This is a genomic window from Nostoc sp. TCL26-01 (assembly GCF_013393945.1).
Lineage (GTDB): Bacteria > Cyanobacteriota > Cyanobacteriia > Cyanobacteriales > Nostocaceae > Trichormus.
The window spans coordinates 2,921,385-2,948,158 of sequence record NZ_CP040297.1 but is presented as its reverse complement, the minus strand read 5'-3'; the positions used below and the strand labels follow the sequence as shown (position 1 = coordinate 2,948,158).

21 protein-coding genes and 2 tRNA genes are annotated in these 26,774 nt (G+C 42.8%); 14 read left to right on the top strand and 9 right to left on the bottom strand.

From position 1 onward, the window contains the following. Positions 1–438: 438 nt before the first annotated feature. Positions 439–2,094: an alpha/beta hydrolase gene (locus FD725_RS12640; protein WP_179051515.1), complete on the bottom strand. Its 1,656-nt coding sequence runs from the start codon at positions 2,092–2,094 to the stop codon at positions 439–441. A 343-nt stretch (positions 2,095–2,437) separates the two neighbouring features. On the opposite strand from FD725_RS12640, the gene FD725_RS12635 reads away from it, so the two are divergent. Continuing rightward, positions 2,438–2,620 carry a hypothetical protein gene (locus FD725_RS12635; RefSeq protein WP_179048475.1) on the top strand — a complete coding sequence of 61 codons (183 nt, stop codon included), beginning with the start codon at positions 2,438–2,440 and terminating at the stop codon, positions 2,618–2,620. A gap of 81 nt (positions 2,621–2,701) precedes the next feature. Here the strand turns inward: FD725_RS12635 and nagZ are convergent, their stop codons facing one another. Beyond that, complete coding sequence (gene nagZ, locus FD725_RS12630) at positions 2,702–3,787, bottom strand: beta-N-acetylhexosaminidase (protein ID WP_179048474.1); 1,086 nt, start codon at positions 3,785–3,787, stop codon at positions 2,702–2,704. Positions 3,788–4,160: 373 nt separating this feature from the next. Here nagZ and FD725_RS12625 point away from each other — a divergent pair, with 373 nt between their 5' ends. The 5 genes from FD725_RS12625 (at position 4,161) to FD725_RS12605 (ending at position 9,400) form a co-directional block, all read left to right on the top strand. Then, positions 4,161–5,141: a hypothetical protein gene (locus FD725_RS12625; protein ID WP_179048473.1), complete on the top strand. Its 981-nt coding sequence runs from the start codon at positions 4,161–4,163 to the stop codon at positions 5,139–5,141. Positions 5,142–5,316: 175 nt separating this feature from the next. Then, on the top strand, positions 5,317–6,756 hold the full coding sequence (gene pds, locus FD725_RS12620) for a 15-cis-phytoene desaturase (RefSeq protein ID WP_179048472.1): 1,440 nt from the start codon (positions 5,317–5,319) through the stop codon (positions 6,754–6,756). After that, complete coding sequence (gene crtB / locus FD725_RS12615) at positions 6,740–7,672, top strand: 15-cis-phytoene synthase CrtB (protein WP_179048471.1); 933 nt, start codon at positions 6,740–6,742, stop codon at positions 7,670–7,672. Before pds ends, crtB begins: the two co-directional genes overlap by 17 nt. Positions 7,673–7,798: 126 nt before the next feature. Further along, positions 7,799–7,890 (top strand) — tRNA-Ser (locus FD725_RS12610). A 190-nt stretch (positions 7,891–8,080) separates the two neighbouring features. Then, positions 8,081–9,400, top strand: coding sequence for an ABC transporter substrate-binding protein (locus FD725_RS12605; RefSeq protein ID WP_179048470.1), 1,320 nt, complete (start codon positions 8,081–8,083; stop codon positions 9,398–9,400). Between the two features lie 117 nt (positions 9,401–9,517). On the opposite strand, the gene FD725_RS12600 is transcribed toward FD725_RS12605, so the two are convergent. Then, positions 9,518–10,249, bottom strand: a complete 732-nt coding sequence (locus tag FD725_RS12600; protein WP_179048469.1) for a hypothetical protein — start codon at positions 10,247–10,249, stop codon at positions 9,518–9,520. A gap of 183 nt (positions 10,250–10,432) precedes the next feature. After that, on the bottom strand, positions 10,433–11,371 hold the full coding sequence (locus FD725_RS12595; protein ID WP_179048468.1) for a serine hydrolase: 939 nt from the start codon (positions 11,369–11,371) through the stop codon (positions 10,433–10,435). 6 nt (positions 11,372–11,377) lie between these two features. Here FD725_RS12595 and FD725_RS12590 point away from each other — a divergent pair, with 6 nt between their 5' ends. From FD725_RS12590 to FD725_RS12580, 3 genes are all read left to right on the top strand, one after another. Beyond that, positions 11,378–12,082 carry a C40 family peptidase gene (locus FD725_RS12590; protein ID WP_179048467.1) on the top strand — a complete coding sequence of 235 codons (705 nt, stop codon included), beginning with the start codon at positions 11,378–11,380 and terminating at the stop codon, positions 12,080–12,082. Positions 12,083–12,278: 196 nt separating this feature from the next. After that, positions 12,279–13,292, top strand: coding sequence for a glycosyltransferase family 2 protein (locus FD725_RS12585; RefSeq protein ID WP_179051514.1), 1,014 nt, complete (start codon positions 12,279–12,281; stop codon positions 13,290–13,292). Between the two features lie 505 nt (positions 13,293–13,797). Continuing rightward, the gene (locus FD725_RS12580) at positions 13,798–15,030 is read left to right on the top strand and encodes an MFS transporter (protein WP_179048466.1); all 1,233 of its coding nucleotides are present in this window, start codon (positions 13,798–13,800) and stop codon (positions 15,028–15,030) included. Positions 15,031–15,075: 45 nt separating this feature from the next. Here the strand turns inward: FD725_RS12580 and FD725_RS12575 are convergent. Then, positions 15,076–15,149, bottom strand: a tRNA-Arg gene (locus FD725_RS12575). Positions 15,150–15,186: 37 nt separating this feature from the next. Between FD725_RS12575 and moaC the strand changes: the two genes are divergently transcribed. Further along, the gene (gene moaC, locus FD725_RS12570) at positions 15,187–15,693 is read left to right on the top strand and encodes a cyclic pyranopterin monophosphate synthase MoaC (RefSeq protein WP_179048465.1); all 507 of its coding nucleotides are present in this window, start codon (positions 15,187–15,189) and stop codon (positions 15,691–15,693) included. A 1-nt stretch (position 15,694) separates the two neighbouring features. Here the strand turns inward: moaC and FD725_RS12565 are convergent, their stop codons facing one another. Beyond that, positions 15,695–15,892 carry a DUF2795 domain-containing protein gene (locus tag FD725_RS12565; RefSeq protein ID WP_179048464.1) on the bottom strand — a complete coding sequence of 66 codons (198 nt, stop codon included), beginning with the start codon at positions 15,890–15,892 and terminating at the stop codon, positions 15,695–15,697. Positions 15,893–16,279: 387 nt separating this feature from the next. Beyond that, positions 16,280–17,185 (bottom strand): lipoyl synthase, encoded by a 906-nt coding sequence (gene lipA / locus FD725_RS12560; RefSeq protein ID WP_179048463.1) that lies wholly within the window; start codon positions 17,183–17,185, stop codon positions 16,280–16,282. 355 nt (positions 17,186–17,540) lie between these two features. Between lipA and FD725_RS12555 the strand changes: the two genes are divergently transcribed. The 4 genes from FD725_RS12555 to namA all read left to right on the top strand — a co-directional run bounded on the left by FD725_RS12555 (position 17,541) and on the right by namA (position 22,232). Continuing rightward, entirely contained in the window at positions 17,541–18,197 is a 657-nt protein-coding gene (locus tag FD725_RS12555) for a response regulator (protein WP_179051513.1), read from the top strand. Between the two features lie 386 nt (positions 18,198–18,583). Continuing rightward, positions 18,584–20,146: an NAD(P)H-quinone oxidoreductase subunit N gene (locus tag FD725_RS12550; protein WP_179048462.1), complete on the top strand. Its 1,563-nt coding sequence runs from the start codon at positions 18,584–18,586 to the stop codon at positions 20,144–20,146. Positions 20,147–20,796: 650 nt separating this feature from the next. Then, positions 20,797–20,982, top strand: coding sequence for a hypothetical protein (locus FD725_RS12545; RefSeq protein ID WP_179048461.1), 186 nt, complete (start codon positions 20,797–20,799; stop codon positions 20,980–20,982). Between the two features lie 179 nt (positions 20,983–21,161). Then, positions 21,162–22,232: an NADPH dehydrogenase NamA gene (gene namA, locus FD725_RS12540; RefSeq protein ID WP_179048460.1), complete on the top strand. Its 1,071-nt coding sequence runs from the start codon at positions 21,162–21,164 to the stop codon at positions 22,230–22,232. A gap of 155 nt (positions 22,233–22,387) precedes the next feature. Here the strand turns inward: namA and secA are convergent, their stop codons facing one another. Next, positions 22,388–25,180: a preprotein translocase subunit SecA gene (gene secA / locus FD725_RS12535; RefSeq protein ID WP_179048459.1), complete on the bottom strand. Its 2,793-nt coding sequence runs from the start codon at positions 25,178–25,180 to the stop codon at positions 22,388–22,390. A 314-nt stretch (positions 25,181–25,494) separates the two neighbouring features. Further along, entirely contained in the window at positions 25,495–26,577 is a 1,083-nt protein-coding gene (locus tag FD725_RS12530) for a class I fructose-bisphosphate aldolase (protein WP_179048458.1), read from the bottom strand. Positions 26,578–26,774: the final 197 nt, after the last annotated feature.

Genomic DNA, 26,774 nt, shown 5'->3' with positions numbered 1-26,774 from the left:
AATAAGAATTTCTTAATACTTTTTTACAATACTATATATAAACGATCAATTTTTAAATAAGTTTTTGTGAATACTTCCAGTTAAATGTTGTGATCCCCTGACAATGCAGCATAAAGCTTTTAACTAATAAAAAATTGTCACGTCAAAGACATAAAAAAACACATTTTTTAGGAACAGTTTTTATTAGATTGTCGTCAGCAATTGTACTGAAAATTTCAATAGTCAATAGTCAATAGTCATTAGTCAATAGTCAATAGTCATTAGTTATTGATAAAACTCTTACCCAATACCCAATACCCAATACCCAATACCCAATACCCAATACCCAATACCCAATACCCAATACCCAATACCCATTACCCAATACCCAATACCCAATACCCAATACCCAATACCCATTACCCAATACCCATTACCCAATACCCATTACCCCTTCCCTCACTTAATTGCTTGATTTAACTGTTCTGGAGTCAATGACTGTATAAGATTGAGATTGAGGGGAGCTTTACTGATATATTGGGCGTAAGCTGGTTGTAAATAAGCACGATATTCAGGACGGTTGAGAAGGTTAGCTTCTAAAAAAGCCACACTTAAAGCATTGAGATAACCATAAGCTGCTGTACGTTCTGGCCCTACCAAACTAGTCGGTACAGGTAATACATTAGCCACCAGGGGAGAATCGGCAATAACAGTAAAATGGGTGGCATTTTCCATCAATACTAAATACTTGTTGGGATTAGGAAGGAAGGTAAAAGGGCGGACTTGTTCAGGAACTGGTGGGGCAAAAATATCTTGGCTAGCTGCTACTAACATGACAGGGACTTGAATCTGACTGATCCCAGTTTCACCAAAAATAGAACTATCAATTGGATTAATTGCAATGACTGTCTTGATGCGCTCATCCTGTAATGAATAATCTTGTGGGGGTAACAAAGCAGCTTGGCATTGCAATAACAGAGAAAAATTTAAATTGGAATTATTAGGGTTACAATCCTGACGGAGTTGCGTAAAATTTAGCGTTGCCCCTGCTAAAGATAAAACAGTATAACCACCAAAAGATTGACCGATCGCACCAATTTGCTGAAAATTAATTTTACCTTCGATTTGGGGATCAGACTTGTCTAGGCGTTGGAGTTCATTGAGCAAAAACTTGATATCTAAAGGTCTGTCGATAAATTCTCTGGGTTCTGGTGGCCCTGCTAAACCAGTAAAATATTGCTGAAAGCGTTGAGCATTACTACCAGGATGTTCTAATACAGCCACAGCAAAACCATAGGATGCTAAATGTTCAGCTAGGTAAATAAAACTGTAACGGTCTGAAGCGATGCCATGAGAAATAATAATTAATGGAAAAGGTGGTTTTTTTTCACTTGTTGTAGTGGTTTTTGGCAAATATATATCTACTGGGAGATTGCGGTTGCCTTCGGTTGGAGTTAGACCTCTACGAGTAGCATCATTTAACTGTAAGCTCACTACTTGCCAACGGAACTTACCAGGGGATCTTAAATCTGGTAGTTTGGTAAAGTCTACTGGAGTAGCGATCGCTCTAGCAAAGGACTCTCTTTGTAAAAAAGCGACAACCTTATCTCTAGTTTTCAGCAACTGTGACAATTGATCAACTATTCTTACCCCTTCTGAGAAATTGATCCGCACATCATTGCTAGGAAACCTCCGCAGCAAATTAATTACAGATAAACCTTCTGAGTCAGCAGCTGATAAAATCAAAGCAGCACGCAAAGCATAAAAGCCATTTTTGCGAGAATCAGTTAGAACTAATTGCCCTAATCGTTGTAAAACTTGTTCACCAATTGGTGAGTAAGTTACTTGGGAGACTAAGGTAGGTGTAACATTAAAACGCTGCTGGAGTACTTCCCGTAGTTGAGCTAATTGCTCAGGAGTGGCACGTTGAGCGTAAAATTTTAAATCACTATCTATCTTTCCTTCCTTAGCAAAAGTTTCTAGCGATTTCACAGGTAAAGAAAAATCGCCAAACGGAGGATAAAAAAAACTAATCCGTTCAGCACTTAATCCAGGTGTCGCGGTTAAAAGTGTAGATACTAGTCCAAAGCTTAGGTATTTACCAATCTTTTTCATCATAAACAACCCACTTGTCTACCCTGTCCAAATCAGCCTGGAATGTAAGAAAAGCAGGTGTAATATTGACCGCTTTCCTATTAATTAAGTTGAGATAGCAGAAATCAGCTATTAGCATCATAAAGCAAGTACTTACCCTCACACTCTCGCACTTGCATGATTAAACACAACAAGTTGTCAGATTAGCCATTCTGGCTGTAAACCGCATGGGAGGGAGTGCTGAGTGCTGAGTAGGGAGTGAGTGCTGACTATTGACTATTGACTATTGACCATTGACCATTGACCAATGACTATTGACCAATGACTAATGCAATAATAGATTATAGAGATCAAAATACCTGATATGACTTTACCTTCCTGCGCCAGTTGTGCTGTTACCCTGAACCAGCAACAGGAGCAAAATATCTCCCATCAAAATCAATGCCAGGGTGTTCCTGTTCAGCACAGTCAGCACGTGGGTAAAACTTGTACTGTGGTAGAAAATGGTAAGGTTGTAGTTAAAGCAGTACAATCGCCAGAAAGTTAGTCTCGAATCACAAATTCCCGCAGATTAGTGCTTCTTACTACCTACATTGATGTAATACCATTTTTAATTGTTAAAACATCTTCAACAAGCACAAGCGATCGCCAATTCTGCATGACGTAATAAAATATCTTTATCTAACGCTTGTACAGCATATTGTGGTGTCATTGCCAACAACGTCTCAATTCTAGTTTTTGCTGTTGTTACAACTTCTTCAGCTAGTTCGCCTTTACTCAAAGACTCAGCAAAATCTTCAGCAATTTTATAAGTACGTTCCATAGATGATGAGTGGATGTTGCGCGAGACAATGAATAAGTCACAGCCAGCATTTACTGCTCGTGCTACTGTACCATTCTGAGTAAACATATCAGAAACAGCTTTCATATCCAAATCATCAGACACAACCACACCCTGAAAACCCAGTTCTTCTCTGAGTATGCTTTTAAGAATAGGACGAGAAAGGGTAGCTGGCAAATCTGGGTCAATTTTCGGGAATAAAATGTGAGCTGTCATAATTAAGGAAATTTGTTCCTTAATCAAAACTTGGAAAGGTATCAGTTCTCGATTTCGCAATTCTTCCGGAGTTAGGTTGAGTATAGGTAATTCCACGTGGGAGTCTTTACTCGTATCCCCATGTCCGGGGAAGTGCTTGGCGCAGCCAATAATCCCCACTTCTTGCAATCCTAAATAGTATTCCCGTGCCACTTTTGCCGCAGTATTCGGCGTACTACCAAAGGCACGAGTACCAATAACCGGATTTTGAGGATTAGAATAAATATCAGCGACAGGTGACCAAGATACATTAATTCCCAGAGACTTTAACTCAATTCCTGTAGCTTTCGCTACTTCACGTGAGTGCGATCGCAACAATAATCCATGAGGAAATCGAGTAATTGGTAATGGTGTCCGAACAACACGCCCGCCCTCGTGGTCTAACGTGAAAAACATAGCTTCACGTTCAGTATATTCTCGTATCTGTCTATTCAATTGCTGAAATGTTTCTAGCCAATGTTCATAAGGAAAACCATCTAGAAAGTTTTTAGCAAAAAATATTACACCTATTGGTTTTAATTCATTGAGGGCGCGTTTATCTTCATCACTTAAACTAGTACCGGAGATCCCCAGAATCAAGTGATTACCAAAGTTATTGAACTCCTGTGATGCTGACATAATTCTTTACCTATGATTGTGTTGCCATTTGTCATATCAGATGCTTAACCCGAATTTCTCACAAAATTTATCAAACCGAAGTCCAGAGGCTGTAGGGGCGGGTTAACGAGATATTTGTGAATGATTGAAGCATATTTGTGAACCCGCCCCTACTGTTTTGTGAGAAATGCAGCTTAAGGAAATATTTTTTGGCCAAATTTCTCAGCTTTTTCAGTAATTATCCAAAAAATAGAAATATTTTTCTAAAAAATTATCATACTCTTCAAATTCATTCATCTACTAGTCATGTAAGATAGCACGTAAGTAAAGTTACTCATCAAAAAATCTATAATTTGTTTTCGTAATTTTATGCTTAGTTAAATTATGAGCTTTTATGTCTACACTTATTTTAAAAAATTGGTCAGAGAAATTATTTGCAACTTTGTATGACACTTGTTCTGAAAATTACAAAGGATTAACGAAAAACCCCAGATGGTTGTTAATGCGTAAACTGGCGAGGTTTAAGTGGGTACGCAATATCATCACTTATTTATCCAAACGTTCGACCAAAGCATATTTATCTCTAATTAATATTGATAATTCTTGTTTGAGAAATGTTGATGTAGATAAAGTTGTTAAAAATCTGCAAACTGAAGGATTATATTACGGTCTTTATCTACCTCAAGAGATTGTCTTAGAAATAGTGCAATTTGCCAATTCTACTGTTTGTTATGGTAATCGCAAGCCAGAATTAGGATTTTATTACCATAATAAACAAGCAGCACAAATCAAAGCAGGTACAAACTTTATTACGGGCAACTATTTCAATACAGGCTTAGAATGTCCAGCCATTAAAAAATTACAAAACGATCCCATCTTATTGGCAATAGCAGCTAGATATCTAGAAGCTCAACCAGTACACCAAGGAAATCAGATGTGGTGGAGTTTTGCTGGTAGTTCCACATACCGAGAACAAGATAAAGCTGCTCAATGTTTTCATTATGACTTAGATGATTATCGATTTATCAAATTTTTCTTTTACTTAACTGATGTCGATGAGCAGAGTGGCCCCCATATCTGTATTCGTTCTAGCCACAAACGCAAAAAAAGCTCTCACATTTGGTTCCGCAAAAAAGAAACCGATCAAGACATTATTGATTACTACGGTCGAGAATCTGTAGTCCAAATCTGTGGTCATGCAGGTTTTGGGTTCGCGGAAGATACCCTTTGTTTTCATAAAGGTCTTTCTCCTACTCATCAAGACCGCCTAATGTTGCAAATAGAATTTGCCATAACAGACTATCAAATGCAACATGACATCAGAGCAAAATCTCTACTGAAACTGATCAACAACACAGGCGTTGGTGTAGTCTGATGGCACGCTACAAGATCAGACGATCGCTAATGACTATTGACCAATGACTATTGACTAATGACCAAAATAAACTTTTTCGGGAAGCGATCGCACAATTACTGCCAAATGTAACAGATTGCAACGTATAATGAGAACGACAAAACTATAAAGAAATCTTGAAGAGCAGTAGGTTTAAATGCGAGTAGCGATCGCGGGTGCTGGACTAGCAGGACTTTCCTGCGCGAAATATCTCACAGACGCAGGTTACACCCCCATCGTCTTGGAAAGCCGGGACGTATTGGGCGGTCTTGTGGCCGCGTGGCAAGACTCGGACGGCGACTGGTACGAAACTGGGTTACACGCCTTTTTCGGTGCATATCCCAATATGCTCCAGTTACTCAAAGAATTGGGCATTGAAGACCGACTTCAGTGGAAAGAACACACACTGATTTTTAATCAACCAGAAAAACCAGGAACATACTCCCGTTTTGATGTTCCGGATATTCCCTCACCATTCAACGTCATTGCATCGATTCTGCGTAACCAAGATATGTTGACTTGGGAGCAAAAGATTCGCTTTGCTGTAGGCCTACTTCCAGCCGTAGTCAGGGGTCAGAAGTACGTTGAGGAGATGGACAAATACAGTTTCTTAGAATGGTTGGAAAGGCAAGGTGTAGACGAACGAGTTACAAGCGATGTCTTTATCGCTGCGTGTAAAGCACTAACCTTTATTAACCCCGATGAAGTTTCATCAACAATCCTCTTAACTGCACTCAATCGCTTTCTCCAAGAGCGATATGGTTCTAAAATTGCCTTTTTGGATGGTTCACCAACAACAAGGCTATGCCAGCCCATCGTCGATTACATCACAGAACGTGGTGGACAAGTGCGATTAAATGCCCCTTTAAAAGAAATTTTGCTCAACCCTGATGGTACAGTGAAAGCATTCGTCTTGCGGGGGTTAAATGGGGAACCAGATGAATTACTCACAGCAGACTGTTATGTGTCAGCCATGTCAGTTGACGCAATAAAAGTCATGTTGCCCCAAGCTTGGCAGCAAATGGAATTTTTCCAGAAGTTGCAAGGTTTGGAAGGTGTGCCAGTAATTAACCTCCATCTATGGTTTGATCGGAAATTAACAGAAATTGATCACCTGCTATTTTCGCGATCGCCCCTCCTCAGCGTATATGCTGATATGAGCAACACTTGTCGTGAGTATGCTAATCCAGATCGCTCAATGCTAGAACTAGTTCTGGCTCCAGCTAAAGATTGGATTGCCAAATCTGACGAGGAAATTGTGGCTGCAACTATGACAGAGTTGGAAAAACTATTCCCCGATCATTTTGGGGGAGAAAACCCCACCAAGTTGCTGAAATATCATGTGGTGAAAACACCACGCTCAGTATATAAAGCCACTCCTGGTCGTCAACAATACCGCCCCACACAAGTTACGCCCATTGCTAACTTCTATCTGGCAGGAAGTTACACCATGCAACGTTACTTAGGAAGTATGGAAGGAGCCGTACTTTCTGGTAAGCTGACAGCGCAGGCGATTTGTGAATCGCTGCCAGTGGCAAATGCCTCAAACCTGCAAACGCTAACCCGACCGCCTGCAACGAATGCTGCAACTGTCTGATTCCAAACCGCGCATGAAAACGCTGGTCTCTGTAGACGAGTCCTATAAACTTTGTCGGCATCTCACAGCCAAGTACGCCAAAACCTTCTACTTGGGTACTTTGTTGATGAGTCCGGCAAAGCGTCAAGCTATTTGGGCAATCTATGCCTGGTGTCGCCGTACAGATGAATTAGTGGACGGCCCCGCATCTGCCATTACTACACCAGAAACCTTAGACCTGTGGGAGCAGCATCTGGAATCAATTTTTACCGGTCGCCCCACAGAAAACTACGATGTAGCCTTAGTAGATACACTCCAACGCTTCCCCATAGACATTCAGCCCTTCCGGGATATGATTGCTGGTCAGCGTATGGATTTATACCGTAGTCGCTACGAAACATTTGAGGAGCTATACCTTTACTGTTATCGTGTGGCTGGCACTGTCGGCTTGATGTCCACAGCAGTGATGGATATAGATATGACTACCAACACAGCACCGTGGCATCAAAAACAACCAGTCTATATTCCCACAGAAGAAGCGATCGCTCTAGGAATTGCCAATCAATTAACCAACATTCTCCGGGATGTGGGAGAAGATGCCAGAAGAGGACGAATTTACATCCCTCTGGAAGACTTAGCGCGATTTAATTACACAGAACAAGATTTTTTCAATAGTGTAGTAGATGAGCGCTGGCGTTCCCTCATGCGCTTTCAAATTGAACGAGCGCGACAATTCTACATCAAAGCAGAAAAGGGCATTACTTACCTAGCACCCGATGCTCGTTGGCCTGTGTGGGCAGCATCCATGTTATATGGACAGATTTTAGACGTAATTGAACGCAACGATTACAATGTCTTTACCCAGCGTGCCTACGTCCCCCAATGGAAAAAATTACGCACCTTGCCCCTAGCGTGGATGCGATCGCAAGTCTTATAAATATTAGTCAATAGTCCAAAGTCAACAGTCCACAGTCAAAAACTAATGACTAATGACTAATGACTAATGACTAAAAATTATTTGACTTAGCAAAAAAAGTCTGCTAATATTAGCATTCGTAGACCTGGAGAGGTGGCTGAGTGGTCGAAAGCGGCAGATTGCTAATCTGTTGTACGGCAGGCAACTCCGTACCGAGGGTTCGAATCCCTCCCTCTCCGTTTTCATCAGATTGTTGACACACAAAAAACTTGTGTAACAAAAAGATACTAATCTCAGAGCAAAAACTTTTATATCCAAAGGTGGATGTTATTATTTAACCTTTGGAGTCCTGTTAAGATAAAGCTAACCTGAAAATTTAGTTTACATCTTACTTTCAGGCTCCCAAATCTTTGAGGAGTGAAAGTAATCATGGAAAGAATTAGTACTGCTCTCACTTTAAGTTTAACGACCTTTGCAACTGGGTTCTTCCTAGCAGCCTGTGGAAATAATACCACTAACCCTGGTGGCACAGCAGGAACCAGTAGCCCAGCAGCCAACTCCACCACCGCAGCTAGCAGTGGCACAGGTCTGAAAATTGGTTCTTTACTGCCAACAACAGGTGACTTAGCATCTATCGGGCAGCAAATGGCAGCAGCCGTCCCCTTACTAGTAGATACTGTTAATACCTGTGGTGGTGTTAATGGTCAACCAGTCACGCTTGTAGCGGTAGACGACCAAACCGATCCCAAAGCCGGCGCGGCGGGTATGACTAAACTGGCGACAGTCGATAAAGTTGGAGGTGTAGTTGGTTCCTTTGCTAGCAGCGTCTCTACAGCGGCCGTCTCCATTGCAGCCCAAAACAAAGTCATGCTCATCTCACCTGGTAGCACTAGTCCCGTCTTTACAGAAAAAGCGCAAAAAGGTGATTTTAAAGGTTTTTGGGCGCGGACAGTTCCCCCCGATAGCTATCAAGGCCCAGCCTTAGCCGAACTCGCCAACAAAAAAGGCTTCAAGCGAGTTTCCACCGCCGTCATTAACAACGACTATGGGGTGGGTTTTGAAAAAGCATTTGTCCAAGCTTTTGAAAAACTCGGGGGAACCGTAGTTAACAAAAGTAACCCTGTACGTTATGACCCGAAAGCCACTACCTTTGAAACTGAAGCTACCGCCGCCTTTGCGGGTAAGCCAGACGCAGTTCTAGGCGTTTTTTACGTAGAAACAGGTAGCTTGCTGCTGAAATCAGCATATCAGCAAGGTGTGAGCCAAGGTGTGCAAGTCATGCTTACCGATGGCATGAAATCCGATGAATTTCCTGGTCAAGTTGGCAAAACCAACGATGGTAAATTCATTGCAGCTGGAGTAATTGGTACAGTCCCCGGTTCTGATGGTAAAGGATTGGAGGCTTTAACAAAACTCTGGCAGTCGAAAAAAGGTAGTGCGCCAGGAGAATTTGCCCCTCAAGCATGGGATGCGGCTACATTATTAGTCTTAGCAGCCCAAGCAGCTAAAGACAATACTGGTGTGGGAATTGCCAGTAAAATCCGTGAAGTGTCCAGTGCGCCTGGTGTAGAAGTGAGTGATGTCTGTGAAGCATTGAAGCTAGTCAAAGAAGGCAAAGATATCAACTACCAAGGTGCTAGTGGTAATGTCGATGTTGATGCTAACGGTGATGTCGTCGGTGTCTACGATGTGTGGCGAGTAGAAGACGACGGTAAAATTAAGACCATTGATAAGGTGACTCCTAAGTAGTTTGGGAGATGGGGAGATGGGGAGATGGAGGGAAAGAGTAATAAAGAATTTTCTCCTTGTCCCCTCGTCCTCTTGTCCCCTTGTCCCCTTCCTTGTCCCCTTCCTTGTCCCAATTAATTAGAAGCCAGAGAAGTTGTAACCAACTCCTATTAACAAACCTACGTCAGTGGTATCAAAAAAGCCAGCATTGACGGCAGCTGTGGCTGTGAATTGAGCATTTAATGGTACATCAAGACCACCAGTGGCTAAAAAGCCGACTTGAGAGTCATCACCAGTTTTAATAGCAGCACCGATGCCAACATAAGGTGCGATCGCTAAAGGTTCACTAAAAGCATCGGCTGATTTGAGACTAAAATCATATGTGACGGGAATTAAGATGGTGGTGTTATCGCCAAAAACTGCTGATGGTCTGACAGAGATGGCATTGCTCAAGCCAATTTTACTGACAGCCGCAAAATTACCATCACTGATAGATGAGTCTTCACCACTGAGGCCAATATTTCCAGCCACACCGATGTAACTCCGTCCACCACGAGTAGGTCTACCGACATCAATATCTGATTGGGCGATTGTGGAGGTAGATGATTGAGATGGTTGAGTAGTCGGTTCTACATAACCAGAAGCCAGAACAGAGGATGAAGTAGCTACTGTTCCTGGAACAGGCGTGATTGTGCGACTAGTAGCATCCTCTGTATTAATATCGGGAAATTGCTGTAAGCTAGTTGCTGTTGATACAGGTGCTTGAGTGTCAACTGGTGCGACGGTTTGAGCATGAGCCGATAAGCCAGTATTGGCAACAGCGAGAACAGTTAAACTGGTCAACCAAAAAGTACTTTGACGAAGAAACATATTATTCACATTCACTCCTAACAAAACAAACCCACATCAAATAATTCTAGCAATTGCGATAAATTTGGCGAATTTATCCCAATACCAAAACTCTAGCACCTGAAAATGTATTCTCACATCCTGATATGGACGCAAATAGCTAATGTCCACTCAGCCAAAATTATGGAAAATTTGTATTTATGCCTATAGCCTGCTAATTGCTTGAGTGATTAACTTAGACACATAGGGCAAAATATCACGGTTGGTAGCATTGGCTTTGCCTTCAGTGAAGACTACCAATAGATAGGGACGCTGATTTGGTAACTCAATGTAGGCTGCATCATGGCGTACTTGACTTGTCCAACCCGCTTTTGACCAAATTTGCCCGCCTTGGGGTAATCCACCGCCTAAAAAGCCGATTACTTGGTCTTCTTCTCCGTTTTGAGATAAATCATCGACGTGGAGAGAGCGTTTGAGCAAAGCCATCATTGCTTGCGATCGCCCACTAGAAACTGCTACACCACCGACGATACTATGTAATAGACGAGCGATCGCATTTGTCATCAGCATATTGCGATTCTCAAACATCTCGCCATAAAACTCCCTCTCCCGTCCATAGGGGCCATCACACCAAGTTTTTTGGCAGACGTTAATTGTGGCCATATCTTCCCAGCCCAAAGACTGATAATAGCGGTTAATAATGTGACGCTGCTGTTGCCAAGTTTCAAAGGGACTTAATGGTAACTCTGGCCCTGAAGTTGTCCCAGTTAAAACATCTACCACTAAGCTAGTAGCATCATTACTAGAGTCAACAATCATATCACGTAATGCTCGATCTAACTCCTTCGAGGGTTGCGTCATGCCTTTTTCTTGCCACTCATGAGCCGCTACCAAATAAAACAACTTAACTACACTCGCCGGATAAATCCGTTCCACACCACGATAACTAAAACCCCGGACTGGATGATGCCAAAAAGCATCAGGAGTCAAAGCACCGCCAGTATTTACAGGGACTGGTGGATCGTAAACAATCCACGTCATAGCAATTTGATTAGAGGCTAAAGTGGGAAACTCTGCCCAAGTAGCCTCTAAAATGCCATTACCAAGATTTTCTAATTGTTCGTCTTTTTTGAAAAAAACCATTGCCGAATGCTCTCTAATCTAAAATCCGAAATCTCAAGTTCACGATTAGCCGAATATCAATGTCTGGCTGATTTGAACTTATATGATTCTCCTGAATGCACCCTTCTCGCAACTCAGGCCGCAGTTGGGCGACATTTACAGGTAACATCAAATCATCAAGGTACAGCTGTCGAGGTGTGTTTATGTGAGGATGATTATCCGGGGTGGTTGTCTGTTGGTGACTTAGATTTATTACAACCTGCTACTGTACTTTATCAGGCTAAATCATTTTCGCCAGCAGAAATTAACAAACTACTACCAGAGGCGATCGCTTTTACGCAAACAGCCAGGCAACAATCTAATTATTATCTCTGGGGTGGTACAGTCGGGCCAAATTATGATTGTTCCGGTTTAATGCAGGCGGCGTTTGTGTCTGTGGGTATTTGGTTACCGAGAGACGCTTATCAACAAGAAGCATTTACCCAACCCATCGCTATGACTGAATTATTACCAGGAGATTTAGTTTTTTTTGGCACTCCCGCCAAAGCAACTCATGTAGGATTGTATTTGGGTGATGGCTGTTACATCCACAGTTCTGGGAAAGCTCAAGGACGCGATGGTATTGGCATTGACATTCTTTCGGAACAGGGAGATGCCGTTAGCCAGTCATACTATCAACAGCTACGGGGTGCAGGTAGAGTAGTTAAAAGTTATGTACCTAAAAGAGGGTAATCGGGAATGCTGTTAGCGGTAGCGCGGCGTTTAGCCGGTGCTGTTAGCGGTAGCGGGGCGATGCAGCCCGTGCTGAGTGATGAGTAAAGAGTGAGGGAGTGAGAGAGTAAGGGAGTAAGGGAGTAACAATTGCTAATGACTATTGACCAATGACTATTGACTATTGACCACTGACCAATTAAATTTTGAATTGCTTATGAGGGGTGGATTGATTTCGGCTAGGATGTCTGAGGAAAATGAGGCAATATCCGCCATTATTCCTGATGTTTCTGTAGTAGTACCAGTACATGACGAAGTAGAAAGTTTGCCTTTTTTGTTAGAAGCGATCGCCTCTACTTTATCAACTAGTGGTGTGAGTTACGAAATTATTTGTGTAGATGACGGCTCGACCGATGGTTCAGACGTATTTCTCAAACAACAAGCACAACTGCGTACAGATTTAAAAGCAGTAATTCTCCGCCGGAATTATGGACAAACGGCGGCCATGTCAGCCGGATTTAATTATGCTTTAGGGAATGCGATCGTCACTCTAGATGCTGACTTACAAAACGATCCAGCCGATATTCCCATGTTATTGGCCAAGTTAGAGGAAGGCTACGATTTAGTTAGTGGTTGGCGACACAAACGTCAAGATGCAGTTGTCTCACGCTTACTTCCTTCCAAAATTGCTAACTGGTTAATTGGCAAAATCACCGGAGTCCAATTACATGACTATGGCTGTTCTCTCAAAGCCTATCGTGCCGAAGTCGTGGCAGATATGAATTTATACGGAGAACTGCACCGCTTTTTACCAGCCTTAGCTTACATCGAAGGAGCAAGAATTACGGAAATACCCGTGCGTCACCATGCCCGCCGCTTTGGCAGGAGTAAATACGGCATCTGGCGGACATTCCGAGTCCTGATGGATTTGTTAACCATTTCCTTTATGAAAAAATTTCTCACTCGTCCCATGCACGTTTTTGGGCTATTGGGTTTAGTTTCTATGGTTTTGGGAGTCGGGATCGGGATTTACCTAACTTTTGTCAAATTAGCTATGGGACAAATGATTGGTAATCGCCCGTTATTGATTTTGGCAGTATTACTATTAGTCACAGGAGTACAGCTATTTTCCTTTGGTTTGTTGGCAGAATTACTCATGCGTACATACCATGAATCTCAAGGCCGTCCCATCTACCGAGTGCGTGAGGTAGTAGCAAAAAATGGCAACTAAGGTAAAAATATTAATCAAACATATTAGGACTTACGCAGTGTCACTAAATTTTCTGGCTTTTTGTCAATAGTCAATAGTCAATAGTCCAAAAAAACTTGATTTTGAACGCCAGTCCGCACAACGGGAAGGCAGTCATACCAATTCAAAATTCAAAATTCGTCTTGAAAAGTTGAGCCACTGCGTTGGACGGGTTTCCCGGCTTATAGCAAGTGGCGTTCCTACGGCGGGAAACCCGCCTACAGAACTTTCCGCAAAATTCAAAATTAAGAAAGCCTGGTTTTACAAGGATTTCCGTGTTTGGATCTGTATCAGATTTTTCGTGAATTGGTATCACGTGGACGGGTTTCCCGACTTGAGCGAACTGCCGTGGAAACCCCCGCAAGCGGCAGGCTCCCCTTGACTATGGACTATGGACTATTGACCACCCTCAGAAGGATTTATTGGTTGAGTGCGTAAGTCCTACATATCTAGCTTCTAGCCTCTAGTCTCTAAAATGAGGTCTAATTTGAAAGCTTTTAATACCTTTGACGCTAGCCTGCGACTTAACCTGCTGATTCTATTTACGGCAGGATTATTATTTTGGTCAAGTACTGCTACTTTTTTACCAACCCTACCGCTTTATATTGAAAGTGTGGGGGGAAGTAAGCAAGAAATTGGCATTGTGATGGGTGGTTTTGCCATTGGTTTGTTGCTGTTCCGCCCGATTTTAGGACGCATGGCAGACAAACACGGTCGAAAATTGTTGTTATTAATTGGCACAATCGTAGCCACGATCGCCCCCTTTGGCTATATGGCATTTACATCAATTCCTTTATTGATGTTGGTGCGGATCTTTCATGGCATTAGCATCGCCGCTTTTACCACTGGCTACAGCGCTTTGGTGGCAGATTTAGCCCCCTTGGCTGTGCGTGGTGAGATTATTAGTTACATGAGTTTAACTGCTCCCATTGGCTTGGCAATTGGCCCGGCTTTGGGGGGATATCTACAAGAATCTACTAGTTATTCTCTGTTATTTTTAGTCACTGCCGAATTGGCTTTTATTGGCGTATTGGGAGCGATTCAAGTCAATAATTCCCCCATCCAGCGACAGCAAGCGATAGATCAGAATAGTAATTTTTGGCAAATTTTAGTGAGTCCACGGGTAAGAATACCAGCTGTTGTCATGTTGTTAGTTGGGATTGGGGTTGGGGCTGTACATACATTTGTCCCATTGTTTATCAAATCAACCGGGGTAGTTTTTAACGTTGGGTGGTTTTTCAGCATCGCCGCTATTGGCAGTTTTTTGGTGCGAGTGTTGGCGGGACGTGCTAGCGATCGCCTCGGCAGGGGTTTATTTATTACCATTGGTATTATTGCTTATCTGGTGGCATCATTATTGTTATGGCAAGCCAACAGTACCAACGCCTTTATCATCGCTGCCTTAGCCGAAGGATGTGGTGGTGGAACGATGATCTCGATGATTACAACCATGATGGCAGACCGATCGATGCCGCAAGAACGAGGGAGAATTTTTGCGATTTGTATAGCTGGATTTGATTTAGGAATTGCGATCGCTGCACCAATTTTAGGTTTTGTGGCTGAACAAACTGGCTACCGGAGTTTGTTTGCTTACACTACCAGTCTCACCTTATTAGCGTTGCTCATTTTCCTCACCCTATCAAATAAAAACTTACCCCACTCCCTGCGTTTTGCTTTGGGTCGGGGTGAAGATGTCTACTCTTTGAATAATGTTAATTAGAGCCATAAAAAAAGAGGCAAGCTTTTTGCCTCATTTTTGATCAAGCGGGCGAGGAGGGATTCGAACCCCCGACACCGTGGTCCGTAGCCACGTGCTCTAGTCCACTGAGCTACACGCCCTTACAAGAAATACATAATAGCACTTTATTCAGGAAGTATGCAAGACAATTTACCAAAAAAATCTGCCGACCTCACTCATCTAGATAGCCAGGGACAGGCACAGATGGTAGATGTATCTGCTAAAGCATCCACTATCAGGCAAGCAGTAGCAGCTGCTCAAGTGCGGATGCTCCCAGCGACTTTAGCAGCCATCCAGGCTGGAAACACACCCAAAGGAGACGTTTTAGCCACCGCCAGACTAGCAGGAATTATGGCGGCTAAACAAACATCCACCCTGATTCCTCTGTGTCATCCCTTGCCATTACAAAAAGTTGCTGTGGAAATTACTCCTGATTTCCAACTACCCGGTTACCAAATCCAAGCCACAGTCAAAACCAAAGCCGAAACTGGTGTAGAAATGGAAGCTTTAACAGCCGTTTCTGTTGCAGCTTTGACTTTATACGATATGGCAAAAGCTCTAGAAAAATCCATGCAAATTGAATCAATTAGGCTAATTAGTAAAACTGGTGGTAAATCAGGAGATTACTTACTTACAGAAACTTAAATTACTCAATCTCGCCTATCGCTTTGTTGAGATCAGTAGGATTTTCATACTCATCTTCTTCTGGTAATTGTTCTAATAGGGAAATTACCTTCTGATCGGCTCCCTGCCTTTGCGCGTGCTGGATTAATTCTTGCTTGTTAGCAGGATAATCAACCCCTTTTAAGTGTTTTTGAATTTGGACTGGGTTTGCCTTAGCCATCGTTATCCACCTCTAAAGATTAGTACCATCTTTACGGGTGAATATGTTAGCTTCCTCTGGCCAAAAGGTGAATCATTTGTAACGCCAACCAAGACAAATGTCATCCAATTGATTGATGTTATGTGGTGATTTGAAATTAGATAGTTGAATATCGACGGCTTTTATACATGGAAGTTTTCAGGAAGATTATCGGGATCAACACCCAAGTTACGAAGATACTCTGCTAATTGTTCAGTGCGTTGGTATTCTTGTTTTAATAACATAGGACTTAGGCAGTGTCACTAAATTTTCTGGCTTTTTTGTCAATAGTCAATAGTGATACCATTTCACGTTAATCATGATACACATAAATTATCTAGAGACGTTGCATTGCAACGTCTCTACTGTTCACTCCTCCCCTGCATGATAGGAACTGCGAACCAATGGCCCAGAACGGACATGACTGAATCCCATTTCTGTAGCTAGTTTGCCGAGTTGGTCAAATTCTGCTGGTGTCCAGTATTTTTGTACTGGGAGATGTTCTAGGGATGGACGCATATATTGCCCGATGGTGAGGCGATCGCATTTTACAGCCCTTAAATCTCTCATCGCTGCAACGATTTCTGCTACACTCTCCCCATGCCCCAGCATTAAACCTGATTTTGTGGGGATGGTAGGGTTGAGTTCTTTGACGATGGAAAGAACTTGGAGTGAGCGATCGTATTTTGCTCCCCGGCGCACCGGGCCAGTTAAGCGGCGTACTGTCTCTATATTGTGGTTAAAACAAGCCGGAGCCGCTTCGACAATCATTTCTATCCGTTGGCGCTGTCCTGCCTCTCCAGACCCCATACCACCCCAAAAATCTGGTGTTAGCACTTCAATTTGCGTATCTCGGTTCACCTGACGAATTGCTGCCATTGTCTTGACAAAATGACCTGCACCTTGATCTGGCAAGTCGTCACGAGCTACAGAAGTCAGTACAACATAACGCAATCCCAGAAGCTGTACCGCTTCTGCTACCTTTTGCGGCTCATCCAAGTCAAGAGGCATTGGTGCATGACCCTTATCGACTTGACAAAAAGCACAAGCACGAGTACAGACAGGCCCCATCAGCAAGAAGGTAGCAGTTTTTTGGGCATAGCACTCACCCCGGTTCGGACAACGTCCTTCTTCACAAATCGTATGAATTTGACGCTGTTTAATAATCCGTTGTACCGTCGAGAGTTCGCTAGCCTTACCAATGGGACGGCGTAACCAGTCAGGCATTGCCATAATTTCGGACTTAAATTCGGCCGGTTGTGAAGAAGAAGTCATAAACCTGTAAGTAAGTAGCTAAACAACAATAGTCATTAGTCAATAGTCATTGGTCATTGGTCACATTATTCACTCCCTCACTCTCTTACTCAGCACTCAGGACTCAGCACTCAGTACTCATCACTCTCTTACTCTCTTACTCAGCACGGGCTAAACGCCCCGCTACCGCTAACAGCACTCATTACTCATCACTCCCTCCCACATAAAAGTTTTATAAAACATTGCCGACAATGAGATTTATACCGAAATATACTATCCCCCAATTAATAACAATGTTGGATATAGTGGGATGACTCTCAAGGTCAATCGGCAAAGCCGCTATTTAAACTTAAATATTCTGTTAGAGCAATCAGTCGTGGCAAGTAACAAAATTCTAGTTATCGATGACACTACCGTTGTCAGGGTAAAAGTACGAGAAATGTTGCCTCCTGGCAATTTTGAAGTATTAGAAGCAAAAGACGGGTTGGAAGGACTAAATTTCATCCGTCAAGAAAAACTCAGTTTAATCATGTTGGATTTCCTTTTACCCAAAATGAGTGGTTGGGAGGTTTTTCAGCAAGTGCAAGCTCATCCTGAACTCAGAAAGATTCCCTTAGTCATCATGTCTGGGCGCAAGGAAGAGGTGACGGAGAAAATTACTGAACCTTTTGAATATTTTGAATTTTTAGGTAAACCCTTTGATCAAAAACAGTTAATTAACGCCATTAAGTCAGCAATGACTAAGGCTAAACTACCACGCCAAGAACCTGTAGGAGCAGTTGCCTCGGTGAAAAATAGTGCGGTAGTCACAGCTACAGTTACCAATGGTTCTGTAGCTGTAGCCACCCCTCCCACAACGGCTACGACTACAACTACTACAGTAGCGACTCCTGAAGTAGAATTAACCTCATCTGCATCTGCCGCAGAAATTCAAGCACTCAATGAGAAAATTGCCACAATGCAAGCCGAAATTGAAGGCTTGAAGAAGCAGCTAGCTCAAGTAGTAACTTTTATTAAGCAGAAGATTAAGTAGGGGATAGGTGACAGGGGATAGGGGATAGGTGACAGGTGACAGGGGATAGGGGATAGGTGATAGGTGATAGTATTTATGCTCAACACTCAGTACTCAGCACTCCCTCACTCAGTACTCAGCACTCCCCTACTCAGCACTCAGCACTCAGTACTCCCCCACTCCCTACTCTGACAAAGATATAAATATTACATTTCAACATAATTTAATCTGATGGTATGTATAGTAGTGTGGCGTAAATAAAAGCTACGATGCCATCGGCAAGCAGTTTTTGAGCAAAACAGGGTATAAGCTAAAAGACGAAAAGATAAATGCAACTTTGGTCAAGAACAATAGATAGAATGATCACAGTTAGCGTTGATGTCTAATCGCCAAAACCTATATATCTCATGGATTTTGCTAATCTTGCAGCCCAGTTGAATGCTGGAACAATTCTGCCAGAGGGAATTGTCATTGTTACCCTCATGGGGGTTTTGATTGTTGATTTGATTTTAGGGCGTACATCTTCACGCTGGATTGGATATCTAGCGATCGCAGGTTTACTGTCTGCGGTTGTTGCCCTATATTTTCAATGGGATGCTAGTAATCCCATTGGTTTTACTGGTGGGTTTAATGGCGACGACTTGAGTATCGTTTTTCGCGGTATCGTCGCTTTATCTGCCGTTGTGACTATTTTGATGTCGATTCGCTACGTTGAGCAGAGTGGCACTGCCTTAGCTGAATTCATCGCTATTTTGTTGACTGCGACTTTGGGAGGGATGTTTGTCTCTGGGGCGAGTGAGTTGGTGATGATTTTCATCTCCTTAGAAACCCTGAGTATTTCCTCTTATTTGTTGACAGGTTATACCAAGCGTGACCCCCGTTCTAACGAAGCGGCACTGAAATACTTGCTGATTGGAGCTTCCAGTACAGCAGTATTTTTGTATGGTGTATCATTGCTGTATGGTCTGTCTGGTGGACAAACAGAATTAAATGCGATCGCTCATGGTATCGCTACTGCTAATGTTGGTCAATCGTTAGGTTTGGTGATTGCCCTAGTTTTCGTCATTGCTGGTATTGGCTTTAAAATCTCCGCCGCACCCTTCCACCAATGGACACCGGACGTTTATGAAGGCGCTCCCACCCCAGTCATCGCCTTTTTATCTGTCGGTTCCAAAGCAGCTGGTTTTGCTCTAGCTATCCGCCTCTTGGTAACGGTGTTCCCTCTCGTTGCGGATGAGTGGAGATTTGTCTTTACAGCCTTGGCTGTCCTCAGCATGGTTTTGGGTAATGTCGTCGCTTTAGCCCAAACCAGCATGAAACGGATGCTTGCTTATTCATCCATTGCCCAAGCAGGTTTTGTGATGATTGGCTTGATTGCTGGTACTGATGCTGGATACGCTAGCATGATTTTCTACTTGCTGGTTTACCTGTTCATGAACCTGTGCGGTTTTACCTGCGTGATTTTGTTCTCACTGCGGACAGGAACCGACCAAATTGCCGAATACTCTGGGTTATATCAAAAAGATCCCTTACTAACTCTGGGCTTGAGTATCTCCTTACTCTCTTTGGGTGGTATACCTCCATTAGCCGGGTTTTTTGGCAAGATTTACTTGTTCTGGGCTGGTTGGCAAGCTGGGCTTTACTGGTTAGTTTTGCTAGGTTTAGTTACCAGTGTTGTCTCCATCTACTACTACATCCGTGTAGTCAAGATGATGGTAGTCAAAGAACCTCAAGAAATGTCAGACGTGATCAAGAATTATCCCGAAATCCGGTGGAATTTGCCTGGATTTAGACCATTACAAGTGGGTTTGGTGGTAACTTTGATTGCTACTTCCATCGCGGGAATTTTCTCTAATCCCCTGTTCACTTTGGCAAATAATTCTGTTGCCAATACTTCTATGTTACAAACAACAAAAGTTGTTAGTACTCAGGCTAGCGTTATTTCTCCTGAGCAACCAGAAGGTTTGTAGACCCACTTGTTCGAGCTACTTTGAATGATGGCTAATAGCTTTTTGCCTATTAGCCATTTTTTTTACCCATATTCTGTAGGTGATATCAATTTCATTAATCCTATTTGATTTTTTCAAAACCTCAGTTCACATCGAAATACCTTTTGAGTATTTATTATGGTTACTCGATGATTTCATTCAACAGGTGAAAAAATGATTCACCAACTGCAAAATTGTGATGATAAACACATTTATAGCTTTTGTGGTGCTTTGACAAGCTGAGTCAATTTACTAAAAAGCTATTCAACTATCTTCTAATTAAGAGGGTCAATACTAATATTTAAATTATCTAAAAAAGAATGTATTATTGAAGCTAAATAGAATATATTTAATAGTTAATAGACTATTTTCAGCCTGATCTCGGACTAGTCTTTGATTTTTGAGAAGACCTAGTTAAAGCTTGATGGTCGCAAATCTTATTGCCTATTGCCTTTCTATGCAAATCAGTCGGCTAAACCAAGTTATAACAGTCTTTGAAGCGGCTGCTTATATAAATACGTATTGCTCACTATTGAGATATTGTCAGCAATTAAGTTAGAAATGAATATTTTTTATCACTATAAACATCACAGAAAAAATTCACATTTTTTGTAGTCAAGGAGACAAAAATTATGTTTTTTGGGCATATTGAACAAGAACTACTCTGGGAAGCAGTTGATGCCAACTGGCAAAATAAAAAGCTGCCAGATAATGTACAATTACCAATTGAATCAGAACTAGGAAAACAGGATATCTGGGAATATCAGAGTCAAGATATGCAGCCAGAGCAAAGTCAGCAGCCAAAGCAAAAAGCATAAACTCTTATTGTAAGAATTCAGCACCCAGGAGTCAGAAGTCAGTTACCAGTTAACAGTTATCAGTTACCAGTTAATACACAAAAATCTTGGTACAAGGTCACTGTTTACGGATGTATCCTTACCTCTTATTTTTTGTCACCCAAATTTCTTTCACCTAACAAGAGAAGGAATTAATATCAATGACACATTTATTTGAACCGTTAAAAATTCGGGATGTTACCTTGCGCAATCGGATTGCTGTGTCACCGATGTGTCAATATTCTAGTACTAATGGCTTTGCTAATGATTGGCACTTGGTTCATTTAGCTTCTCGTGCAGTTGGTGGTGCAGGTTTGGTCATCACAGAAGCTGCGGCGGTGGAACCTTGCGGGCGAATTAGTCCACAGGATTTGGGAATTTGGTCAGATGCACATATAGAATCTTTATCTAGAGTTGTGGGTTTAATTCATAACTTTGGTGCAGTTGCTGGTATCCAACTGGCTCATGCAGGGAGAAAAGCCAGTGTTAGCAAACCTTCTAAAGGGGGAAAAGTATTAGATGAATCTCAAGAGGGTTGGCGACCTGTTGTTTCTAGTAGTGCGATCGCTTTTAATAAAGACAGTCCAATACCAGAAGCTTTAAGCCTTGAAGGTATTGAGCAATTGATTCAAGCCTTTGTCCAAGCTGCTAAACGTTCGTTGCAAGCGGGTTTCAAGGTGATAGAAATCCATGCAGCCCACGGTTACTTACTCCACCAGTTTCTCTCACCCTTAGTTAACCAACGCCAAGATGATTATGGCGGTAGTTTTGAAAATCGCACTCGTCTCCTACGAGAAGTTGTTGAGAAAATCCGCGAAGTCTGGCCAGAGTCATACCCTTTACTTGTGCGTCTCTCGGCTACAGATTGGGTAGATAAGGGATGGGATATCGAACAGAGTGTTGCTTTGAGTGATAAGCTGAAATCTCTCGGTGTAGATTTAATTGATTGTTCTTCCGGGGGGGCTATACCGGGTATTAATATACCTGTTAAACCTGGATACCAGACTCAGATTGCTGAACAAATCCGTCGGGAAGCAAACATCTCCACTGGTGCTGTAGGTTTAATTACTTCCCCAGAACAAGCCGACCAAATTATTCGCAACGAAGTCGCTGACATGGTGTTGTTAGGACGAGAACTACTGCGTAATCCCTATTGGCCTCACCTAGCAGCCAAACAACTAGGACATGAGAAACACTGGCCGATACAATATGATAGGGCTTGGTTATCGTGAGAGGTTAATTTGTCAATGGTCAATAGTCAATAGTCAATAGTCATTAGTCATCGACCGAATTTAATTCTGCATTGCCCAAAATCCCTGTAGAGACGTTGCACTGCAACGTCTCTACATTCATTTTCGGATATGTCTAATACACATCTTTAGCAAATTTACACCATCTCTGATGATGTTTGGACTACTGGCTGGGGCTGGGGTTGGAACATGAATAAGGAGTAGACAACATCACGGCGGATGTTGACCATCATATCCAAGAACAACTCATAACCTTCGCTCTTGTACTCAATTAGCGGGTCTTTCTGACCGTAGCCACGTAAACCGACGGATTCGCGCAAAGCGTCCATTTGTTGTAGGTGTTCTCGCCACAGGGTATCAATCCGTTGCAGGATGAAGAAGCGTTCGGCTTGACGCATCAGTCCGGGCTGAATTTGGTCGATTTGGGCTTCCTTGAGGTCGTAGGCAATTCTTACTTGTTCGTGTAAGAAAGCTTTAATTTCGCTGACTCCCATGTCTTCTAGTTGACTCGCCTGCATATCTGCTAGCAAATAGACAAATTCTTTGACTTTATCTACCAGCTTCTCTAATTCCCATTCTTCTGAGGGTAGGTCAGCGTTGATGTAGTAATCAACGATGTCGTCCATCGTTTTTTCCGCGTACTTGATGACCTGTTCTTTTAGGTCTTGACCTTCCAAGACCCGGCGACGTTCGGCGTAGATAGCGCGACGCTGGTTGTTCATCACCTCGTCGTACTCAAACACCTGCTTACGGATGTCGTAGTAATAGGTTTCGACTTTCTTTTGTGCGCCTTCCAAGCTGCGAGTCAACATTCCCGATTCAATGGGCATATCATCTTCGACGTTGAAGGCTTCCATTAAACCAGCCACGCGATCGCCACCAAAAATCCGCAGTAAGTTATCCTCTAAACTGAGGAAGAATCTAGTCGAACCGGGGTCGCCTTGACGACCTGCACGTCCGCGGAGTTGGTTATCTATCCGCCGGGACTCATGGCGTTCTGTACCGATGACGTGTAAACCACCCCTTTGGACTACTTCGTCGTGTTCTTTGCTGGTAAATTCTTCATACTCGTGCTTAATGCGTTTGTAAGCATCGCGCAATTTCTGAATTACGGGGTCACTGGTGGGGGCTTTTTCAGCGGCTACAGCGACTTTATCTTCTGCTTCTAATTCTGGCAGAGTGCGATCGCCATACTCACGCACGGCAAAATCTACGGCTTCTTTTAATAGCTGTTCTGCTTCCTTGGACAGTTCCACAGGGAAAATTTCTGGTGAAGCCTTCCAAGTCTTAACTTTTTTCCCAGGTACAAAACCTTGACCACCACCGTGTCCTGTGGGTAATCCCGCAGCTCGTTGTACACCAAATACATCTTCGTCATCTGGGCGGACGACACGGGGCATGAAGTATTCCCGCAGTTTCAACCGGGCCATATATTCTGAGTTACCACCCAGGATGATGTCTGTACCCCGTCCTGCCATGTTGGTGGCAATAGTCACAGCACCCCGACGACCAGCTTGGGCAACAATTTCTGCTTCCCGTTCTACGTTTTCGGGGCGGGCGTTGAGTAATTCGTGGGGAATACCTTGTTCTCTGAGCAGTTGACTTAAGTATTCTGATTTTTCTACACTGGTGGTTCCCACAAGCACAGGTCTACCCAATTCGTGCATCTCAGCACATTCTCGCGCGATCGCCTGCCACTTGCCAGTCTCTTTTTTAAATACTAAGTCTGACCAGTCTTCTCTTCTCCTAATTCTATTGGTGGGAATTACCGCTACTTCTAATTTGTAAATCTTTTCAAACTCAACTTCTTCTGTCTTGGCTGTTCCTGTCATCCCGCCTAGTTTGGGATAGAGCAAAAATAAGTTTTGATAAGTAATTGTGGCTAGAGTTTGAGTTTCTGGTTGAATTTCTACGTGTTCTTTGGCTTCTATAGCTTGGTGTAAACCATCACTCCAGCGTCTTCCCGGTAGCACCCGTCCGGTAAATTCATCCACAATCACCACTTCCCCATTGCGGACGATGTAGTTTACGTCTTTGAGGAACAGTTCTTTAGCTTTGATGGCATTAAACACAAAATGCGCCCAAGGATCTTCTGGGTCAAATAAATCTGTCACACCCAACAAATTTTCGGCTTGTGCGAAACCTTCATCTGTTAACAGCACGTTACGGGCTTTCTCATCTACCTCGTAATGCTCATCTTTGTGGAGAGTTAAAGAAATTTCTGCCGCTTGCAAGTATTTTTCTGTCGGTCTTTCTACTTGCCCCGAAATAATCAGAGGTGTGCGGGCTTCATCGACTAAAATTGAGTCTACTTCGTCAATTACACAATAGTTAAATGGACGCTGTACCACATCGGCCATGGATGTCGCCATGTTATCCCGCAGGTAGTCAAAGCCCACTTCACTGTTGGTGACGTAAGTAATATCACACTCATAATTTCTCTGGCGCTCGTTGGGAGTCATGCTTGCCTGAATTAACCCAACGCTCAAACCCAGGAAGCGATGCACTTGCCCCATCCATTCTGCGTCCCGACGAGCCAGGTAATCGTTGACGGTGATTACGTGGACACCCTTACCACTTAAAGCGTTTAAGTAACTCGGTAAGGTAGCCACTAGGGTTTTACCTTCACCAGTTTTCATTTCTGCAATTTGCCCAGAGTGTAAAATCACACCACCTAGTAGCTGGACATCAAAGTGCCGCAATCCCAAGACTCGCCGTCCCGCTTCTCTCACCACTGCAAAGGCTTCCGGCAGAATATCATCTAAAGTTTCGCCCTTGGCAAGTCGCTGTTTAAACTCTGCCGTTTTGCCTTTCAAATCTTCGTCAGAAAGGGCTTTAATGTCTTCCTCTAACAGATTAATTTCTGTAATGTAAGGCTGGTATTTTTTGAGTTTACGAGCGTTGGGGTCGCCCAACAAGAGTTTTAGCATGGCAGATTATGGAACTAAATCTAGGGGATGGGAATAAAGGGTTTTGGCTATTGACTATAAAGAAGTTAACTCAACCTACCATTTTAGTTATGGACAGGTATGAATGGAAAATTAGCTCAAAAACAGCAAAAAGTTGGTCTAATCAGTTTACTAAATGATGGCTAATGATTTCACAGTTTGAATTTGAAACTCTTTTAATACTATCATTTCACCCCCAGATGAGGCAGAGAACGCCGACCATCCCCAAGTAGCGATATCCGATGAGTGCTGAGTGCTGAACACTCAGCACTCAGCACTCACAACTCCCTCACTCTCTACGCCACTGTCACATCTGGTGACAAATAAACGTCCTGAATGGTGTGGAATAACTTCACTCCTTCTTCAAAGGGACGCTGGAAGGCTTTTCTGCCAGATATTAATCCTGTACCACCGGCGCGTTTATTAATCACGGCGGTGCGGACTGCTTCAGTGAAGTCATTTTTGCCAGAAGCACCACCGGAATTGATTAAACCGGCACGTCCGCAGTAGCAATTGAGGACTTGGTAGCGTGTCAAATCAATGGGATGGTCGGTGGTTAATTCTGTGTATACTCGTTCGTCGGTTTTGCCGTAACTCTTGCCTGTAGCTTTGACTACTGCACCGTAGCCATTGTTATTTTCGGGTAATTTTTGTTTAATGATGTCGGCTTCGATTGTCACCCCTAAATGATTGGCTTGTCCGGTAAGGTCGGCGGCGAGGTGGTAATCTTTATCTTGTTTAAAAGCGTTGTTCCGCAGATAGCACCAGAGAATAGTGACTAAACCTAATTCATGGGCGCGTTTAAATGCGCGACTGATTTCTTGAATTTGTCTGGTGGAGTTTTCGGAACCAAAATAAATTGTTGCTCCCACTGCTATTGCACCCAAATTCCAAGCTTGTTCCACATCGGCAAACAAAACTTGATCAAATTGATTGGGGAAGGTTAACAATTCATTATGGTTAATTTTGGCAATGAAGGGAATTTTATGAGCATATTTCCGAGAAACACTGCCCAATACACCTAATGTTGTGGCTACCGCATTGCAACCACCAGCGATCGCTAAACGGATGATATTCTCAGGATCAAAGTAGATCGGATTGGGGGCAAATGATGCGCCGGCTGAGTGTTCAATCCCTTGGTCTACCGGCAGAATCGAAAGATAACCTGTATTCGCCAAACGACCTGTAGAATATAGTTGCTGGAGATTTCGCAATACTTGGGGATGGCGATCGCTATTTAACCAGACTCTATCAATAAAGTCAGCACCTGGTAAATGTAGTAAATCTTTTGAGACTTTGGCTTTATAAGTTAGCAAGTCTTCTGCTTCGTTCCCTAATAATGACTCGATAGAATTAGCTTCTAATAGCGTTGTAGTCATTGTGGTTTCCTCAAACCTGAGAAAATTACTTGCCCTTAAGATAGCATTTTTACTCTTAGCTGATTACTGGTACTTGTGTTGATTAATTCTGTAAAATGCAAATAACCTAATTCTTACAATAAGTCATGTATCTATGAGTAATTAAGTCATGTACCAAAAGATATAATTTTAATAGTAAATAAAGTATTAAAATATAA